Raw genomic sequence first — 19,411 nt, 5'->3', positions numbered from 1 at the left:
AACCATTCTCCAAAACTGGGAAAAAACCGTATGGGCACTTGCACCCCATACGGCTATTTTTGCTTGAACTGCACAAAAAACAGCATCAAAAACGAGATGATCGCGATAGAGGCGACCCACATCCATGCCAGCGTCATATTTCCCGAATCGATCGCCAAGTATATCGCCGTAGGCACCGTCTGCGTCACCCCCGGGATGATACCCGCAAACATCAGCGTTGCGCCAAACTCGCCAAGCGCCCTCGCAAAGCTGAGCACAATCCCCGTCATGATTCCATTTGATGCGAGGGGAACGGTGACAAAGAGGAACACCCTCCACTCGCTTGCTCCATCAACCCTCGCGGCATCCTCGATATCGCGGTCGACACCCGAAAATCCTGATTTTGCTGACTGATACATTAACGGGAACGCGACAACCGCAGCAGCGATCACGGCTGCCCACCAGGTAAAAATAACCGGTGCTTGAAATACGTTTTCTATCAAGCGTCCGATCACGCTCTGCCTTCCGAAGATCACGATTAAAAAGAATCCGACAACGGTCGGCGGCAGAACGAGCGGCAGCATCATCACCGTCTCGATAACGGACTTGCCTTTAAAGTTTCTGTTCGCCAGGAGCCTCGCCGCAGCAGTTCCAAGCAAAACTGCGATGATGCCCGCTGCGACTGATACTTGAATTGAAATTTCAATCGGGGAAAAGAATTCCTCAAGCATAACGGCGGTCAGCCCTTCTTAAATCCGTACTTTTCCATTGCCTTAACGGCTTGGTCGCTTTGCAGGAATTGATAAAATTCCTCAGACTGTTCCCTGTGCTTTGTATTTTTTACAATTCCGAGCGGGTAGACAATCGGTGTATGCAGATCGCTTTTCGCCGTCTCGACAGTCTCGACCTGATCTGATGAAAGGGCGTCCGTCCGGTAAACGATTCCGGCATCCGCGTTGCCTGTTTCGATATAAGAAAGGACCTGCCTTACATCTTTGCAGTAGACGATTTTAGATTGCACTTTAGACCATACGTCAAGGTTCGTCAACGTTTCTTTTGCGTATTTTCCGGCTGGCACTGATTCGGGTTTGCCGACCGCAAGTTTTTCAATTTTGCCCTCCGCCAAATCTTTGAAGCTGTTGACATGCTGATTTTTCCCTTTCGGAACGATCAGCACCAGACTGTTTTCGACCAGCTTGACAGAGTCTTTTTTGTCAATTAACCCCTGATTAACTACTCTATTAAATTTGTCCTCGGCGGCAGAAAAAAACAAGTCAGCCGGAGCGCCCTGTTCGATCTGCTGCTGCAATGCACCCGATGAACCAAAATTAAACTTTATGGAGACATTCGGATGATCTTTCTCATATACGGAGGAAAGTTCCGCTAATACATCTTTGAGACTCGCAGCCGCGGAAACCGTAATTTGAACTTTTTCAGACTTCCCCTTGGCTGATCCCCCTTTTTCCGCCTGGCAGCCGGCGAACAAAACAACCGACATCAATAAAGCCACGGCCGTCAATATTACCTTTTTCAATAGTCTCACTCCATTTTGATATGTATGTCATTAATTCGGCACTAACAACCATTTTACGTCAAACTTCATTTTTTTAAAATAGATTGTGCTCACCGCACATCATTTTGACACATGTTCGAGGCTCAACCTTCCATAGGCACATGCATGCAAGCACATACATATAATGACAGGACGTCAAATATAAAGTGTTGAGGTGAAAAAGATGTGGTATGTTCAGCCGTATCTTCCCGCCTATCCCGCCAGGCAAAACGACAAGCTGATCAAGGATCTTGAAAAAGCGGTAAACGGAGAGCACAGCGCGGTCGTCTGCTATCAAAAAATCGCCCAAAAGGCGCCGGATTCCGAAACAAAAAAGCGGATTTTAGAAATCAGACAAGATGAAATTCGCCACTTTAATGCGTTCCTAACATTTTATACGTCTCTTACCGGCCGAAAGCCTGACATTTCCATAACTGAGCCTTGTCCGGAACAGTATCGAAACGCGCTGGAGTTCGCATTTAAAGACGAACAGGAAACGGTTGATTTTTATTTGGACATCGCAGACTATGTGAAAGACCGGGCGATACGGGAGGCGTTCAAGCGGGCGGCAGCTGACGAACAAACAAAACCATGCAGTCTGGTTTTTATACTTCTTAACAAAGAGATGATCCGCCTTGATCAATATACCCTTATAGGGTATATTTTTAAAATAGCGGACTTTTATTTTGACTAAAGAGGTGCTAAAACATTGAACGTGCTGCTTGTCGATGATGAAATCCGGATGCTCGATCTGCTGGAGCTTTATTTAGAACATTATTCGTGCACAAAAGCCGCCACCGGAAAAGAAGCCCTGGATTTAATAAAAATGAACAATTTTGATCTTGTTATTCTCGATATTATGATGCCTGAGATGGACGGATGGATGGTGTGCCAAGAGATCCGCAGATTGACAAGCGTTCCGATTATCATGCTCACCGCCAAAAACGGGCAGGATGACATTGTGCGCGGATTGAATTGCGGCGCAGACGATTATTTAACAAAACCGTTCAGCGAAAAAGTGCTGCTTGCCAGAATAGAAGCTGTCCTGCGCAGGACCCGTCGGTTTCATGAAATCCGGTTCCGCGGTTTAATCTGGAATAAACAGCATCATACCCTGCATGTCAATCAACGGGAAATCGGCATTACGCCAAGTGAATTCGATCTGCTCGGGACGCTCTTAAACCACACGGATCAAGCGCTTTCGAGAGACCAATTGATTGAGAACATCTGGGGGTTCAACTCTGATATCGAGCCCCGCACCATCGATTCACACATGAGAAATTTGCGAAACCGATTGAAAAAAGCTGGCTTTCCGGTTGAAGATCATCTCCGGACCGTCTACGGCGTCGGCTACAAATGGACAAGCAAAGGAACCGGAGCATGAAAAAGATTTCATTTAAGCTCGCAGGTTCATTTTTCATTTTAATCCTTTTCATCGAAACCATCCTTTTTGCGGCGCTGTATACAACGATTATCAACACAAGAATAAACGAAGAAATCCGCGCGCTCCAACTAAGGGGCAACAGCCACAGAGACGTCCTCGAAAAACATTTTGACAAAAGGACGATAGACCACGTCACCCTGATGGAAACCGAAGCCCGGACAAACGTAATCATAACGGACCAAAATAGACGCGTATTGGCGCAGTCTGCCCGGGGAGACATGACGGAACACCTTCATTTCGAAGAAAAACACATCCCGAGGAAAGGGACCGCTTTATCGTCCCATTGGAATACATCAAAGTATATTTGTACGATCAGTCCGATCATGAACGGACGGGAAACGGCCGGCTACGTCTTCATGTATTTGGAGACCTCCTCGATAAAAGCCTTGGTGGCAAGCATTACGAAGCGGTTTTTCCTCAGCTTTGGCTTAACCGGCGTCTTAACTGCCGCAGCTATTCTTTGGTTCAGCCGTGTATTAGCGAAGCCGATTATTAAACTGAAGGAAGCAACCGAAAGTATCAAAAACGGTCAAGCTTCGATTCCGCTTGATATCAAACGGAACGATGAACTCGGCGAGCTCGCCGCATCAATCGAAAGCCTTTCTTCAAATCTCAGCAGGCTTCAAAAAGAACGAAACGATTTTCTGTCAAGCGTCGCTCATGAGCTGCGGACTCCGATCACATATATAAAAGGCTACACAGATGTCGCGATGAGAGATAAACTCGATCCACAAGCCAGAAATCAGTACTTGTCGATCATCAAAGAGGAAGCGGACAATTTAAACACCCTTGTTGACGATTTATTTTTGCTGACAAAACTGAAACAGCCCGGATTTCAAATCAGTAAGAAAAAGGTTCACCTGCACACATTCATAAAAAAAGAAGTTCAGAAAGCGGCAGTCGCTTTTTCGGAAAAACGAATCAGCCTTTCGTTCGACATCCCGGCGGATCTTTATGTCTCAGTCGATGAAGTCCGTTTTTCACAAGTGATCTCAAATTTGCTGAACAACGCCCGCCAATACTCCGATCCTGATTCAATAGCATCCGTCACCGCAACAAAAGCAGAGGATCAGGTCAAGATTACGATAGCGGACGAAGGCTGCGGCATTCCGGAAGAAGAACGGGATTATATTTTTGAGCGCTTTTACCGGGTCGATAAGTCGAGATCGAGACAAACCGGCGGTACCGGGCTGGGCCTGGCCATCGCGAAAGAAATCGTCGAGCTTCACGGCGGTCAGATTGCAATAAAAAACAGAACCCCGAAAGGAAGCGAATTTATCATCACGCTGCCTTCTAATATGTAACAAATGTCGAGATGTCTGCACCAGTTTTGCACATTTCCCGGGTATACTACTCAGTAATCTGGACCAAAAAGGAGGAAAACACCATGAAATTGAAATCCGGTTTACTTTTTGTCATGCTTGTTTTCGCGCTTCCGCTCGCAGCATGCCAAAATTCCGGCTCGGGAAAGACGGACGGACATAAGGAGCATCATACAAAGAATCATTCGGAGATGAAAGAAAAAGACGCCGTTTCTCTTCCGAATGATTTCAATAAGCGGGCGGAAGAAGGGCTTCTGGTGAAAAACACAAAGAACACGACAAGACTTGACGCGAATACACCGGAAGAAATGAGCATCAAAACCTCTCAAACGATATGGCCGGCCACTCATAAACAAAACAGGCCGGGCGCAGTGATTTTAGTTTCGGGCGGATCATGGCAGGCAGCTCTTGCATCAGCTGATCTGATCCATCACCCGAATAACGGACCTGTTTTAATCGCGGAAAAAGGGAAAATCTCCGGGCAGATTCAGAATGAAATCAAGCGCTTGAACCCGACGGGCACTTCAGACGGAACGCAAATCATGGCTGTCGGAGAATTCGATTCACTTCAAGCTTTGAACTCTTTTAAAATAAAAGAGCTGAAAGGGAAGAACGAGGCTGATCTGGCAAAAGAGATTGACAAAGAATACGCGGATGCAGCCGATGAGTATCCGAAAAGCGTTATCATCGGATCATCCGAGGAAGATGCGGAACTTTATTCGCTCCCGGCTGTAAACTGGATCGCCCACATGCCTGAGCCGATCCTGTACGTGAACAAAAAAGGCATTCCCGAAGAGACGGCCGCAGCATTAAAGAAAAGGGACGGCAAAGCAAACATCTATATTCTCGGCCCTAAAAAAGCCGTTTCAGAAAAAACGGAGGATGCATTAAAGGAATATGGAACAGTCAAAAGAATTTCCGGAGATACGCCTGTCGCAAATTCGATTGCGTTTGCGAAATTCAGCGATAAAAACACCGGTTTTGGGTGGGGAATCACAGATCCGGGACACGGACTGTCCTTCGCATCAACGGCCGCGCCCGAGCTGGCGCTTGCCGGAGCGCCATTTTCCCATTTGGGAAAACACGCTCCTCTGCTTTTACTCAAAAATGGACAGGCAGACAGTACGATGTACAGCTATTTATCCGAGATCGAGCCTTCTTTTCGGGACAGACCGCAGGACGGCCCTTATAACCATGCATTCATTCTCGGATCAGAAAATGAGATTTCATTTCGAACGCAAGGCGTTCTTGATGACATATTGGAAATTAAGTCAGTGGATGGAGGACATTCCGGTCATTAAGAAACACAATGGAGGGGCTCTTACAGAAGAGCCTCTTTTTTGTACCAGATGCCGTAAAAATCAATCCATCCTTCTTCGTTAAGCACAATGCCTTGAATGGCTTCCCCCGCTTTAACGCGAATATTGTTTTGATATAGCGGAATCGTGTAAACCTCTTCTGCCAAGGCGCGGTCCGCCTCACACAGAAGGCTGATCCGCTTGGAATGCTCATCAATGAAACGAAGCTGATCCCTCATCAAGGCGGACTTCCTCTGCCATTCCCCCGGCATATGGACGTGTAAAAAGCTGTTTTCCGTTAAAAGGAGGTGCAGCCAGCTCATTTCTTCCGAACGTCCGAATGTCGCACTGTCGTGAATCAAATCGGCTTTTGCGATCACTTCTTCCTTCATGAGCTCATCCGCTTTCATATAACAAACCTCTAGTGCGATGCCGTACCGCCTGCACCTCTTTTGGATCCATGACGCATCCTCCCGGTGATCCGGTTCGGAAAACGTATAAAGCCGAAGCGGATCGCCTTTGTAATGGCCTTCCATAAGCAGCTTGCCGATGTCGTCGTCCCCGGATTCAGGCGGAAGATCCCGGTTTAGAAAGCCTCCCGCCGGAGCCGTCCGTTGTCCGGCTAATTCACTGACCATATGTGAAGGGGAAATGATTTGCCGCAAAGCCTTCCTGAACGCCTTATGCTTGAGAGGCCCCGATTTGTTTGCATTCACCGAGATGTACTGAACATTCCTTTCCTCGTGCCATTCATCGAAAACCTGACTTTGTTCTTCTTTTTCCATATAAAAACCGTAGTCGACAAGAGAAAAATTGCCATCCATATACCATAGTTCGATCCGGTCTAAAAAAGCCCGCCCTTGAAAATATCGCTCATGCGCTTCAAGCGCGAGAATCCGGTCATCCCGGCGGACAAGTCTGAAAGGACCCGTCCCGATCAACAGTCCGTCATTCTGATGGCGGTTTAAAATAGACAGCCTTTCATCGCAAAGATGATGCAAAAACAGCGAGTTTTTTGCCTTTAAACAAATATCAAAACTATATTCATCCCTGACCGCAACATTTCCGATATCCTCTGCGAGCCATTTGCATTTATTTTCATCATCCAGCATAAAACGCTCAAACGAGTATTTAACATCCTCAGCTGTCAATGTTGTGCCATCATGGAAATAGATCCCTTTCCTCAAATAGAACGTCCACGTTTTTTGGTCGGCGTCACATTCCCAGTGGTGGGCAAGATGCGGCATAAAACCTCCTTCCTTTTCATTAAAACGGATCAATGTATCACATACCTGCTTAACGACATGGCTCTCTGAACGCAGATAAATACGGCACGGATCAAGACGCTTAAAATGCTCTGGCTCCATCGCGGTCATGAGCCTCAGCACATCTTTTTGCTTGCTGCCCTCCGATTCGGTCTGAAAGCCGAAAACGCGCTCAAGCCACTCTTTATATGACGGCAATGCGTCCGGACACGAATGCTGATATGCTTCGAGAAGGTGTCTCGCCCGGTCGATTTTACCTTCTTTCGTATCATTTTTCGCCGTTTCAAGCAGCAGTTCACAAGGTTCTTTTAAAAAGCGGATTTCTGATTTGTTTCCTCTCCCCCTTCCCCTTTTCCAAGCAATCCACTGCAAACCTTCAAGTTTCGCTAAAATCAGTTTTGCGTTCCTCGGTGTGCAATACAGAATATCCGCGATTTCACTGACTGAAATCTCTTCTGCCTCCCCTTCGCTTTCGCATTTAATTCCCGCGGTAAGTTCCATGTAATGTTCGATCGATTTCATCTCCGTTATCCCCCTCTTTATAAAAGGGGAAATTTCTCCCCTGGTTTTCTGTCCTTTTTACTGATGATTTTCCATTTTACACTAATTGCACTGCTATGTTGAAGGAGGATATGAAATGAACCGTTTAAAACAAAGGTACGGTTCTCCCGTGCTGATTTGCTTCTTCGGAGAGTTCCTGACCGGAATAACGGGAGCCATGCTGGCCCCTTTCCTCCTTTTTTATCTGTATGATGTGCTTGGAACTGGCATATTGCCGGTGATGCTCGTCATCGGAGCAAGACCGCTGACCGAGGTCGCGGTGACGCTTGTCGCAGGAGGACTGACGGATCGGATCGGAAGACGGAAGGTGATCCTGACGGCGCTCGCCTTTCAGACTGTTTCTGCCGCCGGTTTTATGATGGCAGATCACATTTGGCTGTTCGCTCTTTTTTATGTGCTGAACGGCATCGGGGGAGCTTTGTACATCCCTGCGCAGCGGGCCCAAATAACGGACAGCACCGAAAGCGGGCGTCGCTCTGAAGCGTTCGCTGTCCTTCATGCCATTGAAGGGTTGGGCGCAGCGGTCGGTCCGGCCGCCGGACTTGCAGTCTATTCCTATCAGCCAAGCCTGATGTTCGGCTTTCAGGCATGTGCGTTTTTTCTCTATTGGCTTGTTGTTTATTTTAAAATGCCCGAGGTATGGCGGTCAAAAAGGCAAAAGGAGATTTTGGAGAGGGAAAAACTTCTTTCCGCAAAAAAGGTATTTTTTCAGCACCGTCCGGTTCTGTCCTTGATGTTCTTGTCGGTCCCCGTCAGCCTGTTCTATGCTCAACTGGAGTCAAACTACCGCCTTTATCTCGAAACTCTTTTTGAAGATTTCCTATTCATCTTGACTGTTTATACAGTGTGCCGCGCCCTTCTTAGCATTACGATGCAAATTCCGCTTGTCAAATGGACGGAAGGACTGAACATCCAAACGGTCGTTTCCATATCATATGTATGCTACGCTGTGGCAGCAATTGGTTTCGCTTTTTCATCATCGATCTTTTGGCTGCTCTCGACTGCCGTTTTATTTACGGCGGCAGAAAGCATGCTGCTGAATCACATGCAAACCTTTGTCTCGCGCCTTGCTCCCGATCATATGCGGGGCAGATATTTTGCATTTTTCGGCCTGCATTGGGATATTTCCCGGACAATCGGTCCTTTTTTAGGCGGGATGATGTTCATCAAGTTCGGCGGGGCAGCGCTATTTCTTGCTATTGCAGGAATCGTGGCTGCCGGCGGAATTGCACAATACCGAACAGTATTAACATTATCTTCCCGGCTAAGAAAAAACTAATTCTTTATAGTACCTGGTACTAGAACAAAGTGCTATAATAGAAACAGTTTTTATTCGGGAGGCAAGGAGGCATTATGATTACATTAAAAAAACAAACGATCGGCGGGCTTTTAAAATCAACCGCCGGCCGGTTTCCGAATCATGAAGCGGTTGTATATTCTGAGCTCGATTTAAGATATTCGTATCAGGAGCTTGTTGAAGAAACCTCTAAAATTGCAAAAGGGCTGCTCGCGCTCGGCATTCAAAAAGGAGAGCATGTCGCCATCTGGGCATCCAATATACCGGAATGGATTCTGCTCCAGTTTGCGACGGCAAGAATCGGCGCTGTGCTCGTCACCGTCAATACAAGCTATCAGGCGAGAGAACTTGAGTACTTATTGGAATATTCCGACTCCACCACCCTCTTTCTAATGGACGGCTACAAAGGGACATCCTATATCGATATGGTCGACGAGATCATGAAAAATCCGGAAAAGCTGCCGAAGCTGAAAAATCTCGTCTACCTTGGCAAGAATAAAGTCCCTGAACATATGACGGCTTTTGCCGACATCGCCAAACTGGGCGAAACGGTCTCTGATGCCGACCTTTTCGAAAGAGAGCAATCACTCACACACGATGATGTGATCAATATGCAGTATACGTCGGGAACAACAGGCTTTCCAAAAGGTGTGATGCTGACTCACTACAATATCGTCAATAATGCGGCGATCGTTGCCGACAGAATGGGGCTGACGAGCGAAGACAGGCTGTGCATTCCGGTTCCTCTGTTTCACTGCTTCGGCTGTGTGCTAAGCACGCTTGCCTGTGTCGCGTCAGGCGCGGCCATGCTGCCGATCATCGAATTCAAACCGGACATCGTCCTGCAAACGGTCGAAAAAGAGCGATGTACAGGACTGCAGGGTGTGCCGACAATGTTTATCGCCGAGCTCACCCACCCCGATTTTGCAAACTATGACCTATCTTCATTGCGGACCGGGATCATGGCAGGCTCCCCGTGTCCTAAAGAAGTGATGAAAAAAGTGATGAAGCAAATGAATATGACGGATATCACAATCGCATACGGACAAACGGAGTCTTCACCCGTGATTACGCAGACAACGGTCACCGACACGATCGAACGCCGCGTTGAAACCGTCGGTAAAGTGCATCCGCATGTAGAAATGAAAATTGTGGATCCTGACACGGGGGAAACGCTCGGCCCGGACGAGCAAGGCGAACTGTGCACAAGAGGATACCTCGTCATGAAGGGATACTATAAAATGGACGAAGCCACCAAAAAGGTCATTGATGAAGACGGCTGGCTCCATACCGGCGATTTGGCCGAAATGGACCGGGACGGATACGTGAGGATTACCGGCCGCTTAAAAGATATGATCGTCCGCGGCGGTGAAAACATATACCCGCGTGAAATAGAGGAATTCCTTTATGAACATGAGGATATTGTCGATGTACAGGTTGTCGGCGTTCCTGATGAAAAATACGGGGAAAAAACGGCGGCCTTTATTAAATGCAAACCGGGCAAAAAGCTGACGCTTGAAGATGTCAGAGATTTTTGCAAAAGACAGCTTTCATATTACAAAATTCCGGAGTACGTATTTCTGATCGACGAATACCCGCTGACCGCTTCCGGAAAAGTCCAAAAGTATGTGCTTCGCGACCGCGCAGAAGAGCTGCTTGCGAGCCCTGTGCAGTAAACAAAAAGCCGAAAATACCAATCGTATTTTCGGCTTTTTGCTGTTTAAAATACTTTTTTACTGTCGCGCTCTTCCTTCAAAATTTCGACAGCTTCGCGGAAGCGCTGTGAATGAACGATTTCCCTTTCCCGTAAAAATGCCAGCCCGTCATTTAAATCCGGATCATCCGACATGTCAATCAGCCATTGATACGTAGCCCTCGCTTTTTCTTCAGCCGCTATATCTTCATATAAATCGGCAATCGGATCGCCTTTTGCCTGGATGTATGTAGCGGTGAACGGAACGCCGGCAGCGTTATGGTAAAACAGGGCTTTGTCATGGTCTGCGTAATGATCGCCGAGCCCGGCTTCCTTCATCTGTTCGGGTGTCGCGTCTTTTGTTAATTTATATACCATCGTCGCAATCATTTCAAGGTGAGCAAACTCTTCCGTACCGATGTCCGTCAGCAGTCCGACGACTTTGTCAGGAATGCTGTAGCGCTGGTTCAAATAGCGAAGCGCCGCAGCCAATTCGCCGTCCGCTCCGCCGTATTGCTCAATCAAAAATTTGGCAAGTCTCGGATTGCATTCTCTCACCCTAACAGGATACTGCAGTTTTTTCTCATAAAGCCACATGAACCTGACTCCCTTCCTCTATTAAACTTGCCACGGCCAGGGACTTTTTTTCCAGCTCCAATAGGATTCCGTCTGATCCGGGCTCCCTTGCGTCAAAGGGCCGTATTTTGATTCAAACTTCGCTTTCAGTTTTCTTGAATATCCGGCATACTGGTTGTATTGTCTGATGGCGTCGGTATCATCGGGATGTGTATCAAGGTAAAGCATCAGCTCAACGATGACAAAATCGACGGCCTGAATTTCATGGAGCCTTTGATAATAGTCTTGCGGTAAAGAGTTCGTCACCCCCCTTACCTCCCATCTTCATACGGATTTTCATAATGATCGTAAAATACGGGCCAAAGCGTCCCTTTTTGCAGCGCCTCCATCGGGGAAAACTGCGGAAGGCCGCGGGGCTGAAAACCTAGATATAGATTTGGAGGGGTTCTGTAATATCTTTTACCGATCGGAGGACACGGATCAAAAGCGCTGTGAAACGGACGATACGATTTGACTTTGGTGAATGATTCCTTGGAATGTTTCATATCGGTTCACCTCTATTTGTGATCGAATCTAATTTAATGTATTCATATGTTCCATCTGTTATGTTCAAAAATGAACGATCAGTTTTTCTTATTAATCTTTTAAATAAATTCGTATTTTACCAATCACTAAAATTATTATATAGTGATATATAGAAATACTTTACTTAGTGAACAAAATGATTGCAGTAATCAGGAAGAAGGTTTTTCATTTGAGGGAAAAAAGAGATTTCCTTCGGGATATATTATTGATATTAATCAGCAGTTTTGGGGGATTTCTTCTCTCTTTGACCGGCATGACGATCGGCTGGATGGTCGGCACAATGACAGCAGCCGCTTGTCTGTCGCTGTTTCGCCCGTCACCGTTAAAGGCTGCGGTCAGACAAAACGGCATCCATCATGGCTGGCTTCAGTTCGGCCAAATGCTATTGGGAATTGAGCTCGGCCAGAAAATCAATATGTCCGTGATTTCGATTTTTAAGGAAAATTGGCTGATTGTCGGCGTCATGCTCCTCCTTTCCGTCGTGTTCGCCATGCTGTCGGGCTTTGTCTTATGGAGGTTCAGCAAGACCGATATGCTGACGAGTTTTGTGGGAACGGCCCCCGGCGGGCTTTCCGCGATGCCGGGCATCGCTCAGGAAGTGGGAGCGAACACGGCAATCGTCAGTCTCGTGCAGATGATACGTGTGCTTCTGGTCGTCATGACCATTCCTTTTTTCGTTTTTTTCATAAATGCGAAGCAGCCTGACGCCCATACTGCCGGCAGCCAAGTGATCGCCGCGGGAACATCGGCTTTTGAAGCGCCTCATATCGCATGGACTGCGCTGATCGTGCTGGGCGGATTCGTGGTATGCAAAGCGATGAAAGCACTGCGGTTTCCGGCGCCATGGCTGCTCGGAAGCATGACCGGTGCGGCCGTTCTGCAAATCGCAGGCGCTTCAATGACCGGGCTCAGCGCAACAGCCTGGTGGCCCCACGGCTTTTCAGTGCTGTCGCAAATTTGTCTCGGCGCGACGATCGGTTCAAAAATCAGCAAAGAAATGTTTATCGGCGTCAGAAAAACGCTGATCGTCGCACTTGCCAGCTCCGTCGGACTGATCATTGCGATGATTTTAAGCGCAGCCGTCACCGCTAAAGCGGCAGGCATTTCCCTGACAACGGCCATATTGGCGTTTGCTCCGGGGGGAATCGCGGAAATGGCGACAACATCTGTCACGCTTCACGCCGACTCTACGTTCGTCGTCGCCGTCCAAGTGTTGCGGGTGGTGCTCGTGATCGCGATGCTTCCTCCATTCTTCCGATTGCTTCATCAAAAGTCGGAAAAATATTCACACCCCCGCATGAAAAAAGTCCGAGCTGAAGGCTGATCCCTTCGCTCGGGCTTTATTTTTTCATTCAAATTCCGGCAGCCAGTCGCCGTGTGCTTCGATCAATTCATCGCACATGCTTACAATATCATCCATCGATAATTCCGCAGCTGTATGCGGATCAAGCAATGCGGCATGGTAAATGTGCTCTTTTCTTTTTGTTATTGCCGCTTCAATCGTTAACAGCTGTGTATTGATATTGGTGCGGTTTAAAGCCGCCAGCTGTTCAGGCAGCTCGCCCGCGGCGCACGGAGTGATCCGGTTCCGCTCAGTGACGCACGTCACTTCAACGACGGCTTTTTCCGGAAGGTTTGGAATCAATCCTTTATTCAAGACATTTCCCCCGAATGTAAACGGCTGTCCGGTTTCCATCGCTTCGATGATTCTTGAGCCGTATTCGTTTGACCGGTCGTGGGTTAAATGCCGGTTGCCGACGATTTCGCCGCGCATCTTTTCCCAGTTTTGAATCTGCTTCTCGCACCTTCTCAAATATTCGTCAATCGGAATATTCAGCTCTTCAATCAGTTCGGGATAATGGCTTTTGATGAAATAAGGGTGGTACTCCGCGTTATGTTCGGATGATTCGGTCACATAGTAGCCGAATTTATCCATCAGTTCAAATCTGACCATGTCATCATGTTTCGTTTTCTGCTTTTCTTTTGCCCGTTTTTTGATTTCTGGATACAAGTCTTTTCCGTCTTGCTTTACTTCAAGAAGCCAGGCCATATGATTGATACCGGCGATTCTTTCTTCGATTCGTTCATGCTTCATGCCGAGGGATTTGAAAAGGTCTTTTGTGCATACTTGTACGCTGTGGCAAAGACCGACCGTTTTCACGTCCGTGTAGCGAAGCAGCGCACCGGTTAAAGAAGCCATCGGGTTTGTGTAATTTAAGAGCCAGGCGTCGGGCGCCGCGCATTCGATGTCTTTTGCCATATCCAATAAAACGGGAATCGTCCGCAGCGCTCTGAATATCCCGCCGATTCCGACCGTATCGGCAATCGTCTGTTTGAGGCCGTACTTTTTCGGGATCTCAAAATCGATGACTGTGCCCGGTTTATAGCCGCCGACCTGAATGGCATTGATCACATATTTCGCCCCCGCCAAAGCTTCTTTTCTATCGTCATAAGCGCGGATCGATACCGTGTTGTTATAGCGGTTTTTTAAATGTTCAAGCATTTCTTTAGATTCTTTGAGACGCTGCGGATCGATATCATACAAAGCAAATTCAAATCCGTTGACCGCCGGAACCATCAGGCAGTCCCCCAGCACATTTTTCGCAAAAATTGTGCTCCCTGCTCCGATAAAAGCAATTTTAGTCATTCATATCTTCCTTTCCCCGTGAAATTTCCGCTAACCTTTTAGCGCTCCTGCTGATAATCCTTTTATAAAGTACTTTTGCAGGAATAAAAATAGAATCGTCATCGGCAGCATCGCCATCAGTGAAGCTGCCGCCACCAAGTGCAGGTTGTTCGCATTTTGCCCAAAGAATCCGGCAATCGCCACAGTCAAAGTCTGCACACTTTTGTCTTGAAGGAAAAAGATCGAAAACTGATAGTCGTTCCAAATGAATACGCAGGCAATAATGCAAATCGTCGCAGTCACCGGCTTTAATAAAGGAAAGACAATTCTGAAGAAAATGCCCGCCGTGCTCGCCCCGTCGATTCTTGCCGCCTCTTCAAGCTCTTTCGGAATCGTCGAACGGATAAATCCGGCATACAAAAAAATTGTCAAGGGCATATAAGCCGCCGTATTATTCAATATCGCGATTTCGAGCGTATTCAGCATGCCGAACTCCACCACCATTTTGTATAAAGGAACCATTGATGTCAGCGGCGGAATGATCATAATGCCGATAAACAGAAAGTATACGGCTTGATTGAGCTTTGTTCTTCGTCTGGCGAGGGGATAGGCCGCCAGAGAGCCGATCATAATCAACAGAGCCGCCGAAGCAAGAGTGATCGCAGCGGTATTGAAAAACGAGCCGGCCAGACCTGCTTTATCCCATGCTTCTGCGAAATTACCGAGGCTGATTTCGTCAGGGAACTTCCATTTCGAGCTGAAATCCCCCTTTGCTTTCAGCGCGGTCGTCAGCAAAATATAAAATGGAATCAGGTGAAAAACGGTAATGCATGCCGCCAGTGCCGTCCACAGCGCCCGCTTCTTTTTCTCTTGGTGATTCATCTAGGCTTCGACCTCCTTGCGCTTAAAATAAATAAGAGCCGTAAAGCTGATCAGCAGTATCAACGCCGCCATGAAAACCCCCTGTGCGGCTGCATAACCGGCATCCTGCCTTTTAAAATACAAATCGTACATAAAAGTCGACATCGATTGCGAAGCATTTCCCGGACCGCCGCCTGTCAGCGCTAAAATGACATCAAACAGCTTCAGTCCGCCGATGATATTGATGACCATGTTGATTGTGACAGAAGGCATCAACAGCGGCAGCGTAATCTTCCAAAACTGCTGAAAACCGCTTGCCCCGTCAATTTGCGCCGCTTCATAAAAATCTTTCGGAATGCTTCCGAGACCTGCTAAATAAATGACCATCGCAATACCGACAAACTGGTACGAATTCACAAATACGATGATCCACGGATTGATTTCCGGGCTGCTCAAAGCGTTTACAGGAGCTGCTCCGAATAATTTCAGCACATCGTTCAAGGCGCCTCCTTCATAGGAGAAGAAGAAATACCAGATATACCCCATGATCAGCGGGCTGATGATGACGGGCAAATAGACAACCGTACGTGTCAGCGCTTTCATTCTGATGCTTTTAAACAGCAGGAGAGCATAGAGAAGACCGATGACATTTTGCAAAATCGTACTGCCCAGTCCATACAGCAGGGTGTTTCTGACGACAAGCCATGTGGCCGGGTCGGCCAGCATCCGTTTATATTGGGCAAAGCCGATCCAGTCATACGACTGTGAAAAACCGTTCCAGTTCGTAAACGTGATTTTAATGCCGCTGGCAAACGGATAAATCATAAAAATGGATACAAGCGCCAAGGCGGGAAGATACATCCACCAGAGTGATCCGCTTTTCTTCACAAATCCCTTTTTTCTTTTCGCAATAGTCAGACTTTTTTCTTTAGCTAATTCGCTCATCATTTCACCCTTCTTTTTTCATCATGATGAAAACGATCCTTTCTATTGATCTTGCAGTCTGCTGTACTCCTGTTTCATTTTTTCCGATACCTGCTTCGGCGTTAACGTACCGGCCAAAAGTTCCTGTCCCGTCGTCCCCATGACGTCCCACATTCCGCTCGGGAGGTAGACACGGTCAAAGTACGGTTCGATTTCGATTTCTTTATATTGATCATAAAACTTAGAATAGTAGTTTTCGGCTTCTGTGTTGGTTAACGCTTGAGGAAATGAGGTGGCTTCGGCGATCTTTTTCGCATATTTGGGCTGTGCGGCGAATTCAATAAACCGCTTTGCTTCTTCGAGGTGTTCAGAGTCTTTCCAGACAGCAACGGTATGGCGCTCTCCTCCAATCCAGCTCGGTTTGTCGCCTTCATAAACGGCTGGCGTCGGCATCACGCCTAACTGGATATCAGGATTGACTTCTCTCGTATCAGGGCCGATCGATGTGACCGAGAGAGTAAAGCCGATTTTTCCTTGTGCCATTAATTCGACCAATTGCGACGGTTTTGCCGTTAGGATATCTTTATTGATCAATTCCTTTTCCTGCATTTCTTTAAAGATTTCTGCGAGAAGTGTGTAGCCGGACCAGTCGAATGTGCCGTTTTCCAAAGCTTTTTTTTCATTGCGGCGATCATCTGTAATGAGAAGCGGGGTGGCAAACTGATCATAAAACTGAGCTAAAGCGCCTTTATCTGAACCTGCGAACCAAAAAGGAATGACATTCCCATTGCTTTTTTCTTTGATCGTTTCCAGCGCGTGCATCAGTTCGTTCAACGTGTGCGGAGGCTTGAGACCGTATTTCTGCAACAAACCGGCATTATAGACGATCCCGTCTTTTGCCTGATTGAAAGGATAGGCATATACTTTGCCTTTTTCATCCTTCAAAATCGGATCGAGGTTTGGGTCGAGATGCTTCACCCATTCCATGTCTTTTAAATCTGCGGTGTATTCCCCGTAGCGGATCTTCGCCCAGCCGTGCGTATCGAACAAGTCAGGCATGTCATTTGCCGCCATTTTGACACGCAGCATATTTTCATAGTCCGGTCCGGGAAAGCTGATATCGATTTTGATGCCTTCATTTTCTTTTTCAAAATCATCTGCGATGCTTCTGAGCGTCTGTTTTTCACTGTCTTTTGTCATTGTCGAAAACATTGTGAGTGTGACGTCTCCGTTCTTTCCGGCATTCTTTCCCGAGCAGCCCGCTGCTAGTGCAGGCAAAATGATCAGGAGAATAAAAGAGAAAATGATTTTTTTCATCAATTTCACTCCAATTATGAAATTTTGACGGTGGGTAAAATGCACTTTCATTATTTACTGTCATTTAGTAAACCTATTTGCCTCACCTCCTTGAAAAGCGCCTGATCCTTACCATTAGCCCCGCTTGCTGAATCCGCAGCTTTCCCGAATCATCAGTTCTGAAGGTACGGTCACTTTCAGCGGGAGTTCCCGTCCTTTCATTCTGTCGAGCAGCAGTTTCACACCCGTCCGGCCCATCTCTTCTGTATGAACCTTTACGGTAGTCAATGGCGGATTAGCAAATTCGGACGCTTCAATGCCGTTGAAGCTGACGATGGCAACATCTTCGGGAACCTTGAGTCCCGATTCTCGAAGAGCCCGGAGCGCGCCGATGGCCATCGAATCGCTGGCGATAAAAAAAGCTTCGGGAACGTTTTTCTCAAGAATCGCTTTTTTCATCAGCTCATAGCCTTGCTGCATCGAATACTCGCCGACATAAATATGCTTCGCGTTTTCCGAACCGGCCGTCTCCAGAAACGCAGTCAGCCGTTTGTCTTCAATTTCAATGACGTTTGTCTCCTGATCGCTGATTCGAAAGTGCTCTTTTTCTCTTCCGCCGATATAACCGAGCCTTGTATAGCCGAGCGATTTCAAATGGTTCAGCGCCCTCCCCGTCGCCTTCTCAAAATCGACGACAACCGAGTCGCGCAATTCTTCATTGTCTGTATGGTTGATGTACACGACGTTGTTGAGCGCGCCCATGCACTGCTGCAAGCCGGCAAAATCGATCCTTCCGATGACGATTAAGCCGTCGACATCGCCTGCAAGCTGATTTGAGCGGATGCTGCTCAGCTGAATAAACTTCGTAATAAACGCTCCTCTATCAAAACACTCGCTTTCAATTCCTTGCCTGATGGAATAAAAGTATGGATCGTTCAGCTCTTCTTCCTGTGATTGGCAGACAACAATGCCGATTCGCGGGCTTTCCCCGCTTTCTGAGACATATACGTCGCGGCGTCTGCGCGTGTTTTTATAGCCGAGCCGGTCTGCAATATCCAAAATCCGCTTCCTTGTTTCAGGTGCCACCGCTAATGACTGGTCATGGTTCAAAACCCTTGAAACCGTTGTGCTTGATACTTTAGCCTGAAGCGCAATTTCTTTAATCGTCGCCATTTTCATCCCGCCCTGTCTTTAAGATCCATATTCACTAAACTTTACTAAAGGCATCATAACAAACAAAGTAAATGTTTTCAATATTTAAAAAATTAAGTTTTTAACCAAGCTCTTTTAGGACCTCTCTAGATCTTGCTGCTGTTCCTGAAGCTGCTTATCTTATCTTTGCTTTCGCCTTATCACCCATTACTTACCAAAATATAAGAGGTTGAACATTGATTAACTTTGATTCTAAAATCCTTAACGTAGTCGGATTAAGAGCCTATTCAAATTAATGACACAGAACTTTTGGCAATTATAGATGAATTTTAAAAGAGCAGACAGCAGCCTGCTCTTTTAGTTGTTTTTTTTCTGTATGTTTTTCATGGTTGCCTTATATAACCGCCTTGAAACAGGATATGCTACATTTATTAGCAAATACAAAGCAAACAAAAATAAAGATACTAAGAACACACCATTATTCCGTATAACAATCTCCTGAGAATTCATTGAATAAATCAATACATAGAGATAAAAAACACAAAACATCAACAAAGCTTCAATAACAAAATTGAGAAATCCCCGTTTTTTCGATAAAATTTGAGAAAAGACTACGTCTACAATCCCTACAACTACCACAGTGAGAACAAAAAACTTAAATAAAACTATCACAGAATCAAAAGTACCTTTTGTATTGATTGACACATCTGGTGCCAAAGCCACCAATTTAAAGACTCCGAAGAATATCAGAAAAGGGGAAGAAATAAGAAATACACACATAAGAAGAACAACCAAAATTGCAAAAATATGATCCCCAATAGAGTAGTTTTTTCCTTTATTTTTTTCACCCATTTATGACTATTCCTCTCTTTTTGTTGTAATTTAAATATACAATTTTGTTATAAAATTTGACCCAAGTTCAATCACCATAAGTAGTGGTGAAGATGTATTCAAGGCCATAGCCGCGTTTATCATGCCAT

Annotated in this window: 18 protein-coding genes and 1 pseudogene; 7 read left to right on the top strand and 12 right to left on the bottom strand. The window is 46.5% G+C overall.

Going from position 1 to position 19,411, the window contains the following annotated elements; all coding sequences use genetic code 11:
• Window positions 1-53: 53 nt before the first annotated feature.
• Together modB and modA are read right to left on the bottom strand one after the other, a co-directional pair.
• A complete protein-coding gene (gene modB, locus KI350_RS17290) occupies window positions 54-710 on the bottom strand; it encodes a molybdate ABC transporter permease subunit (RefSeq protein ID WP_025811698.1) in 657 nt (218 codons plus the stop codon).
• 8 nt (window positions 711-718) lie between these two features.
• Window positions 719-1,477 carry a molybdate ABC transporter substrate-binding protein gene (gene modA, locus KI350_RS17285; RefSeq protein WP_043054577.1) on the bottom strand — a complete coding sequence of 253 codons (759 nt, stop codon included), beginning with the start codon at window positions 1,475-1,477 and terminating at the stop codon, window positions 719-721.
• A gap of 238 nt (window positions 1,478-1,715) precedes the next feature.
• Here modA and KI350_RS17280 point away from each other — a divergent pair.
• From KI350_RS17280 to KI350_RS17265, 4 genes and pseudogenes are all read left to right on the top strand, one after another.
• A pseudogene (locus KI350_RS17280) lies at window positions 1,716-2,160 on the top strand (ferritin-like domain-containing protein).
• A 113-nt stretch (window positions 2,161-2,273) separates the two neighbouring features.
• A complete protein-coding gene (locus tag KI350_RS17275; protein ID WP_043054576.1) occupies window positions 2,274-2,915 on the top strand; it encodes a response regulator transcription factor in 642 nt (213 codons plus the stop codon).
• Window positions 2,912-4,279, top strand: coding sequence for a sensor histidine kinase (locus KI350_RS17270; RefSeq protein WP_003180417.1), 1,368 nt, complete (start codon window positions 2,912-2,914; stop codon window positions 4,277-4,279). The genes KI350_RS17275 and KI350_RS17270 overlap by 4 nt, the downstream gene beginning before the upstream one ends.
• 83 nt (window positions 4,280-4,362) lie before the next feature.
• Window positions 4,363-5,598, top strand: coding sequence for a cell wall-binding repeat-containing protein (locus tag KI350_RS17265; protein ID WP_020450864.1), 1,236 nt, complete (start codon window positions 4,363-4,365; stop codon window positions 5,596-5,598).
• Window positions 5,599-5,618: 20 nt separating this feature from the next.
• Here KI350_RS17265 and KI350_RS17260 read toward each other — a convergent pair whose 3' ends face one another.
• Entirely contained in the window at window positions 5,619-7,382 is a 1,764-nt protein-coding gene (locus KI350_RS17260; RefSeq protein WP_035339024.1) for an ABC transporter substrate-binding protein, read from the bottom strand.
• Between the two features lie 115 nt (window positions 7,383-7,497).
• Here KI350_RS17260 and KI350_RS17255 point away from each other — a divergent pair, with 115 nt between their 5' ends.
• The gene (locus KI350_RS17255) at window positions 7,498-8,700 is read left to right on the top strand and encodes an MDR family MFS transporter (RefSeq protein WP_026579934.1); all 1,203 of its coding nucleotides are present in this window, start codon (window positions 7,498-7,500) and stop codon (window positions 8,698-8,700) included.
• A 74-nt stretch (window positions 8,701-8,774) separates the two neighbouring features.
• Complete coding sequence (locus KI350_RS17250; RefSeq protein ID WP_145685701.1) at window positions 8,775-10,394, top strand: AMP-binding protein; 1,620 nt, start codon at window positions 8,775-8,777, stop codon at window positions 10,392-10,394.
• A gap of 44 nt (window positions 10,395-10,438) precedes the next feature.
• Here the strand turns inward: KI350_RS17250 and KI350_RS17245 are convergent, their stop codons facing one another.
• The 3 genes from KI350_RS17245 to KI350_RS17235 are packed head-to-tail and all read right to left on the bottom strand — an operon-like array spanning window position 10,439 to window position 11,532.
• Window positions 10,439-11,008 carry a manganese catalase family protein gene (locus KI350_RS17245; protein WP_023856600.1) on the bottom strand — a complete coding sequence of 190 codons (570 nt, stop codon included), beginning with the start codon at window positions 11,006-11,008 and terminating at the stop codon, window positions 10,439-10,441.
• A 21-nt stretch (window positions 11,009-11,029) separates the two neighbouring features.
• Entirely contained in the window at window positions 11,030-11,293 is a 264-nt protein-coding gene (locus KI350_RS17240; protein ID WP_020450859.1) for a spore coat protein CotJB, read from the bottom strand.
• Between the two features lie 5 nt (window positions 11,294-11,298).
• Window positions 11,299-11,532, bottom strand: a complete 234-nt coding sequence (locus KI350_RS17235) for a spore coat associated protein CotJA (RefSeq protein WP_020450858.1) — start codon at window positions 11,530-11,532, stop codon at window positions 11,299-11,301.
• A gap of 209 nt (window positions 11,533-11,741) precedes the next feature.
• On the opposite strand from KI350_RS17235, the gene KI350_RS17230 reads away from it, so the two are divergent.
• Window positions 11,742-12,896 carry an AbrB family transcriptional regulator gene (locus KI350_RS17230; RefSeq protein ID WP_025811714.1) on the top strand — a complete coding sequence of 385 codons (1,155 nt, stop codon included), beginning with the start codon at window positions 11,742-11,744 and terminating at the stop codon, window positions 12,894-12,896.
• Window positions 12,897-12,920: 24 nt separating this feature from the next.
• Here KI350_RS17230 and melA read toward each other — a convergent pair whose 3' ends face one another.
• The 6 genes from melA to KI350_RS17200 form a co-directional block, all read right to left on the bottom strand.
• Window positions 12,921-14,219, bottom strand: coding sequence for an alpha-glucosidase/alpha-galactosidase (gene melA / locus KI350_RS17225; protein ID WP_025811716.1), 1,299 nt, complete (start codon window positions 14,217-14,219; stop codon window positions 12,921-12,923).
• Window positions 14,220-14,249: 30 nt separating this feature from the next.
• The gene (locus KI350_RS17220; protein WP_025811718.1) at window positions 14,250-15,080 is read right to left on the bottom strand and encodes a carbohydrate ABC transporter permease; all 831 of its coding nucleotides are present in this window, start codon (window positions 15,078-15,080) and stop codon (window positions 14,250-14,252) included.
• Window positions 15,081-16,004 carry a carbohydrate ABC transporter permease gene (locus tag KI350_RS17215; protein ID WP_035339030.1) on the bottom strand — a complete coding sequence of 308 codons (924 nt, stop codon included), beginning with the start codon at window positions 16,002-16,004 and terminating at the stop codon, window positions 15,081-15,083.
• A 42-nt stretch (window positions 16,005-16,046) separates the two neighbouring features.
• Window positions 16,047-17,300 (bottom strand): ABC transporter substrate-binding protein, encoded by a 1,254-nt coding sequence (locus KI350_RS17210; protein ID WP_025811720.1) that lies wholly within the window; start codon window positions 17,298-17,300, stop codon window positions 16,047-16,049.
• Between the two features lie 114 nt (window positions 17,301-17,414).
• The gene (locus tag KI350_RS17205; protein WP_035339032.1) at window positions 17,415-18,452 is read right to left on the bottom strand and encodes a LacI family DNA-binding transcriptional regulator; all 1,038 of its coding nucleotides are present in this window, start codon (window positions 18,450-18,452) and stop codon (window positions 17,415-17,417) included.
• Between the two features lie 336 nt (window positions 18,453-18,788).
• Window positions 18,789-19,283: a hypothetical protein gene (locus KI350_RS17200; protein WP_035339034.1), complete on the bottom strand. Its 495-nt coding sequence runs from the start codon at window positions 19,281-19,283 to the stop codon at window positions 18,789-18,791.
• Window positions 19,284-19,411: the final 128 nt, after the last annotated feature.

The sequence above is a fragment of the Bacillus sp. J41TS8 genome, assembly GCF_018333035.1.
Lineage (GTDB): Bacteria > Bacillota > Bacilli > Bacillales > Bacillaceae > Bacillus > Bacillus paralicheniformis.
The sequence above is the reverse complement of the archived record's forward strand: the minus strand, read 5'-3'. Positions and strand labels throughout refer to the sequence as shown.